Annotated in this window: 13 protein-coding genes; 2 read left to right on the top strand and 11 right to left on the bottom strand. The window is 58.1% G+C overall.

Annotation, left to right across the window (positions count from 1 at the left end):
• Window positions 1-52 precede the first annotated feature (52 nt).
• A complete protein-coding gene (locus tag SO156_RS28905) occupies window positions 53-652 on the bottom strand; it encodes a hypothetical protein (protein ID WP_498537139.1) in 600 nt (199 codons plus the stop codon).
• 340 nt (window positions 653-992) lie between these two features.
• On the opposite strand from SO156_RS28905, the gene SO156_RS28900 reads away from it, so the two are divergent.
• Complete coding sequence (locus SO156_RS28900) at window positions 993-2,342, top strand: undecaprenyl-phosphate glucose phosphotransferase (protein WP_498537138.1); 1,350 nt, start codon at window positions 993-995, stop codon at window positions 2,340-2,342.
• 126 nt (window positions 2,343-2,468) lie between these two features.
• Entirely contained in the window at window positions 2,469-3,659 is a 1,191-nt protein-coding gene (locus tag SO156_RS28895; RefSeq protein WP_498537137.1) for a polysaccharide biosynthesis/export family protein, read from the top strand.
• Between the two features lie 136 nt (window positions 3,660-3,795).
• Here SO156_RS28895 and SO156_RS28890 read toward each other — a convergent pair whose 3' ends face one another.
• The 10 genes from SO156_RS28890 to SO156_RS28845 all read right to left on the bottom strand — a co-directional run bounded on the left by SO156_RS28890 (window position 3,796) and on the right by SO156_RS28845 (window position 13,679).
• Window positions 3,796-4,548, bottom strand: coding sequence for a hypothetical protein (locus SO156_RS28890; protein WP_498537136.1), 753 nt, complete (start codon window positions 4,546-4,548; stop codon window positions 3,796-3,798).
• A gap of 8 nt (window positions 4,549-4,556) precedes the next feature.
• Window positions 4,557-6,890, bottom strand: coding sequence for a polysaccharide biosynthesis tyrosine autokinase (locus SO156_RS28885; protein WP_498537135.1), 2,334 nt, complete (start codon window positions 6,888-6,890; stop codon window positions 4,557-4,559).
• A gap of 182 nt (window positions 6,891-7,072) precedes the next feature.
• Window positions 7,073-7,762: a hypothetical protein gene (locus SO156_RS28880; protein WP_498537134.1), complete on the bottom strand. Its 690-nt coding sequence runs from the start codon at window positions 7,760-7,762 to the stop codon at window positions 7,073-7,075.
• An 87-nt stretch (window positions 7,763-7,849) separates the two neighbouring features.
• Window positions 7,850-9,355 carry an O-antigen ligase family protein gene (locus SO156_RS28875; protein WP_498537133.1) on the bottom strand — a complete coding sequence of 502 codons (1,506 nt, stop codon included), beginning with the start codon at window positions 9,353-9,355 and terminating at the stop codon, window positions 7,850-7,852.
• Window positions 9,319-10,296 carry an NAD-dependent epimerase/dehydratase family protein gene (locus SO156_RS28870; RefSeq protein ID WP_498537132.1) on the bottom strand — a complete coding sequence of 326 codons (978 nt, stop codon included), beginning with the start codon at window positions 10,294-10,296 and terminating at the stop codon, window positions 9,319-9,321. The genes SO156_RS28875 and SO156_RS28870 overlap by 37 nt, the downstream gene beginning before the upstream one ends.
• 6 nt (window positions 10,297-10,302) lie before the next feature.
• On the bottom strand, window positions 10,303-11,379 hold the full coding sequence (locus SO156_RS28865; RefSeq protein ID WP_498537131.1) for an ABC transporter substrate-binding protein: 1,077 nt from the start codon (window positions 11,377-11,379) through the stop codon (window positions 10,303-10,305).
• Between the two features lie 93 nt (window positions 11,380-11,472).
• On the bottom strand, window positions 11,473-11,892 hold the full coding sequence (locus tag SO156_RS28860; RefSeq protein WP_498537130.1) for a hypothetical protein: 420 nt from the start codon (window positions 11,890-11,892) through the stop codon (window positions 11,473-11,475).
• Between the two features lie 65 nt (window positions 11,893-11,957).
• A complete protein-coding gene (locus SO156_RS28855) occupies window positions 11,958-12,401 on the bottom strand; it encodes a VOC family protein (protein ID WP_498537129.1) in 444 nt (147 codons plus the stop codon).
• Between the two features lie 5 nt (window positions 12,402-12,406).
• Window positions 12,407-12,646 carry an acyl carrier protein gene (locus SO156_RS28850; RefSeq protein ID WP_498537128.1) on the bottom strand — a complete coding sequence of 80 codons (240 nt, stop codon included), beginning with the start codon at window positions 12,644-12,646 and terminating at the stop codon, window positions 12,407-12,409.
• 46 nt (window positions 12,647-12,692) lie between these two features.
• The gene (locus SO156_RS28845; RefSeq protein ID WP_498537127.1) at window positions 12,693-13,679 is read right to left on the bottom strand and encodes a hypothetical protein; all 987 of its coding nucleotides are present in this window, start codon (window positions 13,677-13,679) and stop codon (window positions 12,693-12,695) included.
• Between the last annotated feature and the right edge of the window lie 100 nt (window positions 13,680-13,779).

The following is a 13,779-nucleotide window of genomic DNA, read 5'->3' as shown; positions in this document are numbered from 1 at the left end:
TCACCCAAATTCCTAAGGAACCGTCAATCGTTCCCTGCGCTGCCGTGCAGGGTTAGCGAACGGGACAGTTCGTGGTTAGCGCTTTCATTGCTGTGGCAAGACCCTTGATGGGTATGACGCCGCGGATCGGGGCGGGTTTAGCGTCGATCTCAACGGAAAGTTGGGGCGAATTCTGCCACTCATGGACCGCAAGGTCGGATGCAGACTGTGGCAGCAACAGGGCTTCGCCGGCCTGGACAACGGTTGCTTCAAATTCGCTTCGGCTGCCGGTTGCACTCAGCACCACCTTGGGACGGTCACCGCGCGACCTGCGTTCCAGAGTCACCAGAATGACTTCGACGCCTTTTTGACCGCATTGAAGGTTCAGACCGGCAAGGCTCAGGTCTGACTGTGAGGAATCTGCCACATGCATGACCGAGACAGCGTCGGTTCCTCCGGACGGATTTTTGGTGCGGACGAGCTGCCATCCCCCCTCGAGCGCAGTGATGCGGCTGGCGCTCGTGAGCTGCTCGGAGGCCTGCCGGTCGCATAGCCGTTGCTGATCCGCGCTCGCGCCCGAGATACACCCTTTGAGCGGAGGATTTGCCGGTTCGGACTGGGCGGATCCTGCGAGCAACAGCGCGAGCAACGGAGTGAAACTTAGGCTGTTCATGAGTCGCAGTAGCGCCCAAATGGAATGCCAACAAGCCTTGACTGATCGGTTGATGGTTTGGCAGTAGTTGATTCAATCATAAAGAGTTTATTCATTGCAGTACACAATATTTGTTGCAATGCAATATTTTTGATGGTTCTCTCGTTCGGCTTCGATTTACCGTCGGCGCATTGTGGAGGTGATTTTGATCCCTCGAAATCCAATTCCGGCCGTCTCCGCTGAACATGCGGCAGGAGATCAGCCGGAGTCAGACCTTCAGGTCGTCGCCAGACGGTCCGGGCTTCGCATCAAAATTCCCTACTTTGCGCTCCAGCACGTGCTGGCGTCTGTCGACGCTGCGGTGATCGTGCTCGCCAGTATATTCGGAGGAGGGCTGTACCAGATCATTGCGTACGGCGATCTCAATCACGTCGAGCCGGTTCTCGGCGCAGGACCGGTGGCGGCCTTGCTCTACGTTCTTCTCGGGCATTCGACCGGGTCTTATGACCTGCGCGAGGCGCTGGCGAAAAAGAGAAGGGATGTCGGGCGCATCTTTGCGCAATGGTCGTTGGTTGCCCTGTTGCTGGCGCTGCTTGCGTTTCTGATGAAAAGCGGAGCGTCATTCTCCCGCGGATCCGTCATCTGTTTTGGCGGTCTCGCGCTTGTGCTGCTCGTGATGTGCCGTCGGCTGGCGAAGCGGCTCGTATCCGTGATGGTTGCGGAGGGGCAGGTCCAGGGCCGGCGCGCGATCTTGTTGGGCACGCGCGAGGAACTGGCGTCGCTCGGGACAGAAGTGCTGTTGGAGCAGTATGGCCTCAGCGAGCTGGAACGCGTTATTTTCTCCAGCCAGAGCAATGGCGGATTTGCCATGACGGCCGAGGAATCGTCCTCGCTTGAGCGAGCGCTTGCGGTTGCGCGCGACTGGGGTGTTGACGAGATCGTGCTCGCGCTCCCGTGGAGCGATACCCGCAAGATCGAGCTCGTGCGCGACGGCTTGAGGATTTCGCCGCTTCCAGTCCAATTGTTGCCGGACCGACGCATTCGCTCGTTGGCGGGGAATCCGTCGTATCGCCTGCAGAACTCGCTGTCGGTTGAGATTCAGCGCGGGCCGCTGACGCGCACGGAGCAGCTAACCAAACGTGCACTCGACATCATGGGAGCTTCCATCGGTCTGATCCTGCTTGCGCCCTTGATGCTGCTGAGCGCACTCGCGATCAAGCTCGATTCACGAGGGCCCGTGCTGTTCCGCCAGCGACGGAACGGCTTTAATGTGAAGCAGTTCCCGATTTTTAAGTTCAGGACCATGACCGTGATGGAGGACGGTGCAACCGTCGTGCAGGCCCAGCGCTTCGACCCGCGGGTCACCAGGGTCGGGCGGATCCTCCGCCGCACGAGTATCGATGAAATTCCGCAGCTGGTGAACGTGCTGCGAGGAGAAATGTCTTTGGTGGGGCCGCGGCCGCACGCGCTGGCGCATGATAGCCACTTTGGCCAGCTGTTGTCGGATTATGCGTTTCGGCATCACGTCAAGCCGGGCATTACGGGGTGGGCTCAGGTTAAGGGATACCGGGGCGAGACCGCGCGCGTCGAGCAGATGAAGGGGCGCGTGGATTGCGACCTTTGGTACATCAACAATTGGAGCCTGGGGCTGGATCTCAAGATCCTTTTGCTCACCTGCCTCGAGCTTGTGCGCCGCAATAACGCCTATTAGGCGGCGTCTGCTTAACATATCATCGGTGGCTGTAGCCGTCTCGCAACAACGGCGGGTTATCATCGTCTGGATGGGGCTGACTTCGTTGACTCTGTTGGGGAAACGATCGAGTTTGCGGGGGCAGAATTGAAGGGGACACGTGTGACTCGGGGTATTTGGCTTGGGGGGGTATTGGCGGTAACTCTGCTGTCGGCAGGGTGCTCGATCATGCCGATGTCGGGTCCTGAGGATCACGTCATCAAGAGCGAACACACGGTGAACGGTCCGGAATATGGGCTGGTCAAGCTCACGCCCCAGGTCGTCGATATCGTCAGAGAATACGGCCCTGGGGCCATCGCCGGCTCGTTCCCGGACAATCGGCCGCCGCCGTCCATTAAATTTGGTATTGGCGACGTAGTCGCGGTCTCGATCTTCGAGGCGGCGGCGGGCGGTCTGTTCATTCCGGCCGAGGCCGGCGTCCGACCGGGTAACTTCGTATCGCTACCCAATCAGAACGTGGATTCGGCGGGCTTCATTACCGTTCCCTATGCCGGTGCGATCAAGGCGGACGGGCGCACGCCGAGCGAAATCCAGCAGGATATCGTTAAGGCGATCGGCAACCGCGCCATCGAACCACAGGTCGTGGTCTCGCTGATCACCCAGAATACCTCGCTCATCAGCGTCTTGGGCGAGGTCAATTCTCCCACGCGTTTGACCGCCAATGCGGCCGGCGAGCGCGTCCTGGACGTCATCTCCCGCGCGGGTGGTCCGAAGGGACAGGGCTGGGAAACCTGGGTGACGCTCGAGCGCAAAGGCAAGCGGGCGACCGTTCCGTTTGGCGCTCTCGTCTACCAGCCGAGCAACAACGTCTGGGTCCATCCGGGGGACACGATCTACGTTTACCGGGAGCCGCAGATCTTCCTCGCTTTCGGAGCGTCGGGCGCGCAGGGTCAGTTCCCGTTCGATATGTGGAAGATCAATATGGCGCAGGCGATGGCCAAAGCGGGCGGCCTGCTGGACGCCCAAGCTGAGCCGAGCGGCGTCTACGTGTACCGACGCGAGCCGCGGGAGCTCGCGGAGCGGCTGGGCGTCGATTGCTCCAAGTATGTGGGGCCCACGGTGCCGATCGTTTACAACGCGGATTTCCGCGATCCGGCCGCCTATTTCCTGGCGACCAAGTTTGACATGCGAGACAAGGACGTCTTGTTCGCGGCTAATGCGGCGACGGTTGATACGGCCAAATTCCTGCAGTTCGTTCGGGTCGTGATCGCAACCGCCAACGATACGATCGTCACGGCGAACAACGCGCAGATCCTCAAGATCACTTCGAGGCAATAGTGACGGTGATTCGGTTCTTCGCCTGAGTCTAGCTGCGGCGCTGCAAGGTCCAACCGAGGAGGTGCGCTAAATCGCAGGATCCTTGCCGCCTGCTATCGGCGGCTCGGGTGCACGACACCGAACTGATTTCCGGGGGTTAATACCGCCAAGGTCTGAACTCCCGGGGGACGACCCCCGGGATGTCGAGTGCTAGATCTTCAGCACGCAATGCCCGATCCAGCTGCAGGCGAAATTCTAGCCTAACCGATCCGAGGCCAGCCACCAAGGCATCGCGATGCCTCCATCCGGGGCCCTTGAGGATCCTAACGGCGTCCCGAATCAAGCCGGTACGCACGATTGCGATGAATTCCTTCCGGGCGCTATCTTGTAGATCTGGTGGAAGGACATCGTAGATCGCAAGCACGTAAGGGCTGCGCAAAGCAATCCAGCCCTCATATGGTGCGAGGCGGTACGACATCCGCAATTCGTTGAGATGTTCGCTAACTTGGCCGCCCTGATTGATGGCGCTCCAATACGCGATGAACCAGAGCAGACCGTCGGTTGGTACGCACCCAAGCGCCTGCCGGACCGATGTGCGGAGCGACATCAATCGTTGGTCGGTGGCACGGGTGTCGAGCGAGCTGACCGCCGTCTCGTACAGGCGTAGGCGTATGATCGCGGCAGCTCTGATCTCTCGTGGATTGCACAAATCACGATTCTCGGCGGCCGACAGCACTGCCTCGGAAACGGGATTGCGCTCAAAAGCGGCGCCCGACAGCACTGAATTGGCAATTCGGCCGAGTTGAGCTTCCTGATCCCTATTGGAAAGCAGAAAGGCAGCCCAGCTAGCGGAGGACAGGGCGATCAGGCTGACGATCAGCTTTCCAATGCCATTTCTGATGATGGCCATTGGCTTGCTTAGTCGACGTAACCGTAGCGCTTATAATATTGATTGCGGTAGTAGCCCCCGCTGTTGGAGTCATAGCGGCTCATCGCCGCCAGGTTAACCTTGTTAAGCGCCGCCCCCAGCATGTGCTCGCGGACAAGTGGGTTTTCTCTGAGGACGCGCTCGACCACGTCAACCTTCGACTTGGCCCATTCAATGACCAAAATGTAGGAATCTGCAAGACTTCCGGTTGCGCGAACGTCGATCACTGGAGCCAAGGGGCTAAGGTCGAGAATGATGCGGTCGTACTGCTCGCGAACCCGTTGGAAAAGTTTCTCCATCTGCGGCGACGCCAATAGGTCGCTCGAATTCGAGAACCGCGACGTCACTACGCAGGGGAGGAAATGAAGGTTGGTCTGGGGATCGATCCAGAGCGCGTCCTTCAAATCAGTTTTCCCGAATACGACCTCGATCAGTCCGACGTCGGCAGAACGCGCCAAGCGATACGTGAGGCTCGGATTGCGAAGATCGCCATCGATCAAAAGCGTGCGCAGACCGCTTTGCGCCATGGTTTGCGCCAAGGCTTCGCTCACCGTCGATTTTCCCTCGTTTGGAAGAGCTGACGTAATGCCAACGACCTTGTTAGGAGTCCCGAAATTGCTGAGATCGGTCGCCAGTTTGATCGACCGGAACGACTCGGCGAAACGCGAGAACGGCGAGTTGATCGAGAAGCGTCCGACACTGTCATTCACCTCGAGCGTCCGACCACCAGGCAGATTCTCGCGGTCGCCGCGTATTGCCTGTTCAGTTGCCATGTCGGGGTACGGTGCGGACACTGGTCCTCGCCTTCTGCTCTTGGCAAACGGCATCCAGTCTTTGACGAACCGGAGCGCCCCATTCGGGCGGACTTCGAATCCGAACTCGACGGAGGGAATCGAAGCGAGGCAGTTGGTCTGCAGCAGTCTTTCGACTTGGTGGACAGTCCGGAAGACGCGATCCATCATCTCAAGGAAGATCGCTACCAAGCCTGCAAGAATGCAGCCGCCAACGATCCCTGCAAGAAGTACGAGAAGTGTCTTTGGAGACGTCTTGGGCGAAGACAATTCGGACGACTGAGTAATGACCCTCGCCTCGGTGATGGGGAACGACTGCTGCTGCACCGACACCATGTAGAGTTGAAGGAAATTGTCCGACAGTGCACGAGCGCTCTGCGCGTTGCTCTCAAGGTCTCGTAGAACGATTTGCGCCTGGCTCGTGTCGTTCGATACCGCGATCGTGTCGTTCAGGCTCTTCTGACCGGCTTCCTCGCGCGCTTTCGCGATCTCGAGATCGCTCTTGTAGGCCTCGGCGGTCCGCCGTAGCTCATCGAGGATCGAACGTCGAATCTCGCGCATCTGATTGCGCAAATTTACGACGGCAAGGTGAGTCTGCCCGTAGCGATTGGCCCAGTCCGATGCGCGCGCCGCGTAATCAAGATAAGTCTGGCGCAGTTTGGTGATGACCGGGTTGGCCATCGAGTCGTTGACGGTCGCGAGATCGTTTAGAATGACCTTGGAGTCACTCTCGTCGGCATTCAGAATCGCGGTGATGCGCTGCAGCTTGGCTTCGGCCTCCGCGCGCTTGGAGCGGGCCTCGGTCAACCCGCTGTTGATTTCGGCGAGTTGCTGCTCAGTTAGCAGGCGTCCACCCGCGTCCACAATGTTGTTCTTTGCCTTGTAGTCGGCCACTGCGCGTTCGGCGGCGGAGGCTTGCGCGCGAAGTTCCTTCAGTCGATCCTGAAGCCAGACGGCGGCACGGCGCGATGCCTGATATTTCGATTCGAGGGAGTCGTTAATGTAGTTTTCTGCGATCGCGTTTGCGATGCGTGCAGCCAGCTCCGGAGATGTGGACTGGTAAGCAATCTCGATGACATAGCTGAGGCCGACGCGCTTGATAGTGATCCCGCCCTGGACCCGCCAGATTGCATTCCGCATCAGTTCGACATCAGACGGCTTCTGCTCCGGAAACAGGTCGGCAAACAGCTGCGACAGTCCACCCAGCAGCCCGTCGTCTGCGCGCATGAATTCTGGCGAATTGAGAAGATGCAAATCCTTGATTACCGCTGACGCTATCGTCTCGGATTTCAGGACTTCGACCTGGCTATCGACCATCGCGGAATCTATAGGATTGTCCGCACCTGGTTGAGCCTGGGTCTGCAGACCCTGCATCTTGCGGCTGTCGATCATAAGCACGGCAGTGCCAGTGTACCGCTTCGGTGCAGCCAGCAGATAGGTGCCGGCAAGACCAAGGCAGAGCAGCAGGGTGATAATCATCACCGGATACTGCCGGCTGATCAGGCTGATCGCCGAGGAAACGCTCTGGTTCACCGTAGGCGATTCCGCTCCGTGGATTGGTGCCGCGGGCGGAGACGAAATTCGTGTTTGAAGCATTCGGCGCGCCTACTTAAGCAGATTGGAGCTGCGGCTGTTCAAATCACAACGCACCCGGAAACCGAAAATCCAGATGGACAAATCGTGGGGAGCGAGGCCCGAGCCCAGAACGTCCTTCGTCAGCAGGAGTTCGAGACGGTGCATACGATTGTCGTAGTCGTTGTCGACGTTCCGCCAGCCGAACTTGCGCTACTCACACTCGAGCTAAAAAAATTAGTCGGGTTGTTGGATACGCTGTTTGACACGAAGGTTTGCAAAGAGGAGCTGAAGCCCGTCGTGCCGGTCGGCGTCGTCTGACCACCGGAGCCGCCAGAAGACCCCCCCGTCGCGGCACCGGATAGCGCGACGCTTCGGGTCGGGTCATTTCCGGTGATTGCAGCATACTGGGCGTTGGCGTCCGACGAGCCTGTTGCACCGAGATCGCCTTGAATTTCCAGCGAGAATGTCAAATCCGTCGTTTTGCAGACGTTCGCGGCCTTGCCAAGGCCGGTCCCAATCGCGCTCTGCAAAGCAGACGTGGAGGCCCCCTTGTTCGTGAGGTCCTTCAGAATACTGAGCACGGCGGGCAGCGCCTGAGGGTACGAGGCAACGAAGGTCTGCACGTCTGCGGCGATCTCCTCGGGGCTGCGAGCTCCATTCGGACCTTGAAGCAGGGAAGACGGATTCGTTGTAAAGCTTGCAGCCTTTTGGGCCGCGTCCGGATCGTTCACACAGGCGGCGAGCGCACTCGCTGGAACGACTAATGCAAGCACACAGAAGGCAGTCGAAAACATCAACTTGGCTGGTAATGAACGTTCTGAAGCCTTCATGAATCTCGCCTGCATTTACGGATGCTAATTGCGTGTTTTTAAATGAAAATTAGGCAAATGTACAGCAGCGCTTGGGCTGTTGATTGTCTAGGTTAACTGCCTGGATCTGCTGGAGAAAGATTGCGCCATTCCCATGCCCAAAATGGGACAGACGGCCAAGGAAAAGCCTGGGATCTGTAGCGGAAAATCAACCTGCGAATGAACGATCGCCAACAGGCCGATCCAGAAGGCCGCGGCCGGCAACGTTGCATCGCGGTTGCGACGCAGCATGCCCGAGCCCAGTACCAGAAGGACCGCTGTCCAGCCGGCGGACACGACGAGCGCGAAGGGGATGCCCATCTCGGCTGCAATCTCAAGGGTGGAATTGTGGGCTTGCTCCCAAATTCCATATGCTGGAATATCCCCGCTACGGTAGGCAGGAAAGATCCACTTGAACGTGCCAAGGCCGGAACCAAGCCACGGATAATCCTTGATTATCCCGATGGTCGACTCGTAGGTATACCAACGCCCCACGTCGAAAAAGCCTTGCACGCCGAAGCGCTGGTTTGTTCGGGGCGCGAGGAGCGAGATTGCCGCCACGACCATCAGCGCCGTCGCGATGGGAAAGCCCCAGAGCAACCGACGCCTGCGCAACTCCCGGCGGAAGCAGATTGTGAGGGCGCCGGATAGGGCAAGCAACGACAGCACGGATCCGGCGCGCGATCCGGTCAGCATGGTGGCGGTGAGCATCACAAAGCACGCCAGTAGATAGAAGATTTTCCGTGCGGAGGCGGCGTGCAGGTAAGACCTGATCAGTTCTCGCCATGGGAGCTGAGGCTCATCGGAGCGCTCCTGCCTCCGGCTTGCGACGACGAGGATCCATCCGAGCGTTGCCGCTCCGAAATAGGTTGCGGCCACGTTGGGGTTGATGAAGGTTGCGGTGACCGAACTCAGGTAATTGTACTTTTGCTGCCAGAGCAGAAAGTTTGGCCAGAGGATCAGCGCAACGATGCCCTCGATTGCATAGACCAACGCAGACCCCAAAAAGGAAATCAACAGGAGGCGGGCATTGCGACGGCTTCGGCCGAGAAGATACCCGCACAGCATCGACAGCAGGGACGCAATCTGCGATCCGGCTGAGAAGAAAGGTTGGTTTCGGGCTGTCGAAACCGAGCCGTTCAGTCGCTCTCCGAGTAGCGCGGAAGCCTGATTCCAGATCGGAGCTACCAAATGGTTGAACAGGAGCGGCGTCCGGCTCAACTGTTCGCTGACGACAAATATCCAAGCCAGCGAAATTGCGGCAAATCCAGACAGAAAGGCCAGGTCTCGCGGGGTGGTCACCGACAAGCTCGCAAGCAAGAGCACCGCAGAAAGCAATAACACCCAAATTGCGATGATGCGCGCGTCCATGGAACCGAACGGAAGTGGCGCCAGCGCGATCACCGCGCATAGGCCGAGCGTTGCCACGAAGTCGGCATAGTGGGCTGGCCTTCTTTCCACATCGACGCTGCTGTCGCTGTAGAACGGATCGGCTCTTGCACTGGTCGAATAAGGTTGTGCGCGATCCGGAAGGGACATCAATCGAAGTCCTTCAGATTCGATTCTCGCTTCCATTCTACTAGTGAGCTCTCCAGGTCATACGAAAACTCGAAGCCGCTTGCGGCTAAACGCTTGGGCAAGATGTTGGTTGAAAACCACAGCTTCCGAATACGGTCGCGATTGATTCCGGTCTTGATGCCGACTGCATGCAAGGCCTCGAACGGAAGCACCGCGAGATTCATAAACCAGATCGGAATTGTCAGCCGCGGCTGGCGATAGCCGGCGACAGTGGAAAATGCCGTGCATATTTCGCTGATCGTATACCTGTGCTCAAAGCAGAAATTGTAGATGGAGACGCCGTCATTGCGGGCCGACATGTGGATCATTGAGGAAACCAGATCCTTGACGTAGCCGCACGATTTGATTGTATCCTTCCGACCCGGATAGATGAAGGCGTTCCTTTCCATGACCCGCGAAAGACGCGTGAAGTTTCCTCGCTCGTAGAGACCATAGATCACTGCCGGACGAACGATGGTCAGCTTTCGACCCGATGCTTCGGATTGCCAGAGCAACTTTATCTTTTCAGCTGCGAGCTTCGAGCGTCCATAGGCGCTCACCGGCGCCGGCGCCGCGTCCTCGTCGAGCGCGGCCTCGTTTGGTCCGTATATCGAAATGGAACTGGTGAAGAGCATATTTTTGGAGTCGGTCGCGTTGGCGAATTTGCAGACATTCACCGCTCCCAGGACGTTCGTGTTGTAATAATCGCCCTCGGGGTGCCCTGGCGTGACATGGATCGCGGCAAGGTTAAAAATGTCGACGGGTTTTCCGTTCGCGATGCCTGGATCGATCGTCTCGCGCACGTCGTGCTGCAAATACACGACGCCCGGCACCGTGGCCCTAGGTTGGCCGATGTCGACCGAGACTATCCGGCTGTATGCCTGCGACGCAACCAAGCGCCCCGCGAGATGCGTGCCAATAAAGCCGGCGCCGCCGAAAATAATTGCTTGAGAGGACATTTCTGGTCAGGGCTCAGCGCGGCTCAGGGTATTCGCCTCCTTGCGGTAGGCTTCTTTTACGACATCGTAGTTGACGGCCCGCGTCAGATCGACGGGGTTTTGGATAATGCGGCGCTGCAAGAGTTGCTCCTGTAGAACGCGGATTCGTCTTGTATCTAGCTCACCAAATCTCGCGCCAAGCGGGCGCAAAAAGCGGCGCTGTGTGTCCAGGAGACGAGAGATGAGCGGGGGTGAGAGGGAGGGGGCGATGAACTTGGCGATAATCGGAACAGTCCGGTGGTAGTCGTCATATACGACGTTCCAGCCCTCTGCGGTTGCCATCAGATATTTCTCGAGGTTGCGCAGTTTGGTGAAGGCGCGCTCGTTTGCGACGTAAAGCGGCCCCGGAGCATGAACGCCATAGGATTCGGGACTAAGTACCTTGTAATCAATATTCCGGCGCTCCAATTCCTGGCCATCAATGTCACGGCGACCAACGAGTACGTCTGCTTTTCGATCCAGGAGGTCCTCCAGCGGAGCGCCGCTTTCGATAAGGCGAAGTCTGCTTTGGGCCAGGGAGTTCTTGCTTGCGAACTCGTAGAGAATGTTGGTGATCTCGGGGCTGGGACTGAAGCTAATCCGCTTTCCCTCCAGGTCCGATGGCCCGACCAATGCTGTGTCGGCCAGCGCAAAGAATTCCACCGGGCTGACGGCATAGGATGCCGCGAAAGCGACGATGGGAAGGCCCTCCGCGCGGCCTTTTAGGAATCCGACGGCCGAAACGATGCCGATGGCGTTCTCGTCGGCTGCAACAGCCGACAAGGTATCATCGTCGCTCGAGCCGGCGACCAGGCGAACGCGCAGGCCTTTGCCTTGGAAGAGACCGTCGGTCATCGCCAAGATCGTTCCGGCATCCGTCGGCGAAATCTGACTGCTCAGTCTCAGCGTATACTCAGCCGTGACGGCCTCGACCTTGAGCGATTCGCTTCGGATTGGCTTCTGCCAAATGAAGATGAGCGCGGCCAGTGCGCTGGCAACGAACAATCCAGCGAACAGAGGCACGCTCAATCGAACATTGCGGGCTTTTCGCCGAACTCGCTTCATCGGTGTGTCTGTGATCGTCGAATGATGCCCGTCAATGGCCTGCAACGCACAACGGAAGCAGAGGCAACCAAGGCAGAAAGGCTTTTGCAGAACTTAGTATAGCTCGCGATATTCATATCTGAAGGCGGTCGAGCCCGAGGCAACCCCGAGGATCCTTTGCACCCTTTGGTACCCCGTTAGAGGGACAGTAATGCAATCAGTGCTGCCCGCATAGCAAATTTCGACCCTGATGGATTGGCCGCAGCCATTGTTGAGGATGACGATCTGATCGATGATCTTTGGATTGACGATTTGCGGATGCGTAATCGGGTTGACCGAAATGCACGCCCGGCCGTCCGGTGTCTTGTGGGGCGGTGCAAAAGTCCCGCTCATGCCCTGAAACGGATTGGCAGCTTGCGGCGCAATACCGGTTCCGCCGTAGATGGGTGCGGTTTTTTTTCCGAAGGTCGGGCTTTGCTGCGCCCGGGCCGATCCGCTGGTCGTCGACAGGGCGGCAAGCAGTAGGCCTGTCATCAGGCTGCTCCGGGAGAGCAAATTGAGGAAAGGAGGGTTCTTCATCGGATGCCCGCTCCTGTTGCTTACGATCCCGTGTGTAAGATCTCGATGAGCCCGAAGCCCGCGACATGATAAAATGACACGAGCTGTCCATCGAATAGAACGGCGGGGGTCGGCGAGCTGACTGGCAAGATCGCGATGTCCGCGGCCGAAAACGCCGAAAGCGCCGCGTCAGTATCGGCGCATGAGTAGCATAGGTGGTAAATCATCGTGCCCGATTTCTTGATGAATTTGTCGATCGGGGACGGCCCGTCACCCGGCCAGATCACTTCGACGTCAGGCATGGTCGCATGGTGGCGCATGGCCAAGTTAACGCGCTGCAGGGGATCAAACGCGCAATTTCCCTCGATGTACCCGAGCGACGCCAGATAACGAAATGCCTCCTCCGGTGAGGCAACGGCCAAGCCCAAATGATGGAAGGCGAGGTTCGCCAGGGCAGGCGCGATCTGGTTGTCGGTGCGAGACACGGGCCTCACGCTTTCTTCTGAATGAGCTCAACGAATTCGCCGACGTTCTTCAATCCGCCGATCTCAGATGCAGAAAACTTAACGCCAAAAGATTTCGAGACGGCCAAAACAAGACGAATGTGCGACAGGCTATCCCAGCCGTCGACGTCATCGGCTGTGGTCTCCGGTGTCAGGGCGAGGTCGTCCTCATCGAACACATCGCGGAAGACAGATGTGAGCTTCGTATAGATTAGAGCTTGGTCCATAGTAATATCCTTCTCGTCAACGTTCGAGCATCGACCGTGCGACTATTCAATGATTGGACGATGCTGCCGTGGTCTGTCCGGGAGCGCGCGATGAAACGCGTGACTTGTCAGTCTTCTCCTGACAGGCAAAAGAGCTCAAGACGCCGGCCAATCTGTCTGACCAGACGTTGGCCAAGTGTCGCTTTGCATGCACCTCGTCAGAGTAATCCAAATCTCCGTCAAGATCGCTCATTGACATCGAAATGAAGTTTGACCGCTCCTTGAACTGCCCGGACAATTCCTGAAGCTTTTGCTCGTAGCCGAGCTGATACGGGCTTGCGTCGCGGTGCCATGCCGGGATCGGAAGATCGATGAGCACGACCCGCTCTCCCGAATCGAGCAACGATGCAACGGTGCTCCTGAGCAGGTTGAACTGCGTCTCGGAAATGCCGCTCTTGAACCCCATGCCCTCCTGCCAATACTCCAGAGCCTTCTTCTTATCCTGTTCCGACATTACGGCAACCTCGCGTTCAGCCTCGGTCCGTTGAGCGGACCGGCGTCCGGTCAGGAGCAGATTGACGCCGGTTCGGGCTTCGCGCGCTGCCTTCTCGACAAGAAGGAGTGGGCGAATCGCCATGACGCCAGCATCGAGCCATCTGGAAGGTAGGACCGCAACGGGACCATTGGCGCTCCGCCGGTAGAAGCCGTATCGGTACTTTTCAATATCGAGGTCGGATTCTCCGCGATTTCGATCGGGATCAGTAAATCTGATGTCGGAATCTGCAAACATCCCGTACCAGACTCCGATGACGAATGTATTGGTCGCAGGACTGGGGCTGCTCTGCGTCTCGCGTACCAGATCGATGATCTGAGCAACCTCCGATATATTCGCGCCACCCATCGCGAGATTGCTGACCTTGGCGCACGCCAGTTTCGGTTGGATGACCTTCTGGATGAAGCCGACGGCAGTGTTGGATGCTCCTACGATGAGCACCTTGCTGTCCGGAGTGTCTAGCACGCTGCGCCCGAGGAAAACGTACTTCGGCACGCTCATGAATAGTGTGCGCTCTGCCACCTGAAAGTCACGAGGCCCACCTTGCGATGGGTCCGGAAACACCAGGAAGGAGAGGCCACCAATCAGAACATAGAGAAAC

It is taken from the genome of Bradyrhizobium sp. UFLA05-125, from assembly GCF_059803515.1.
Note: the sequence above shows the minus strand (reverse complement) of the source record. Positions and strands in the feature narration are given on the sequence as shown.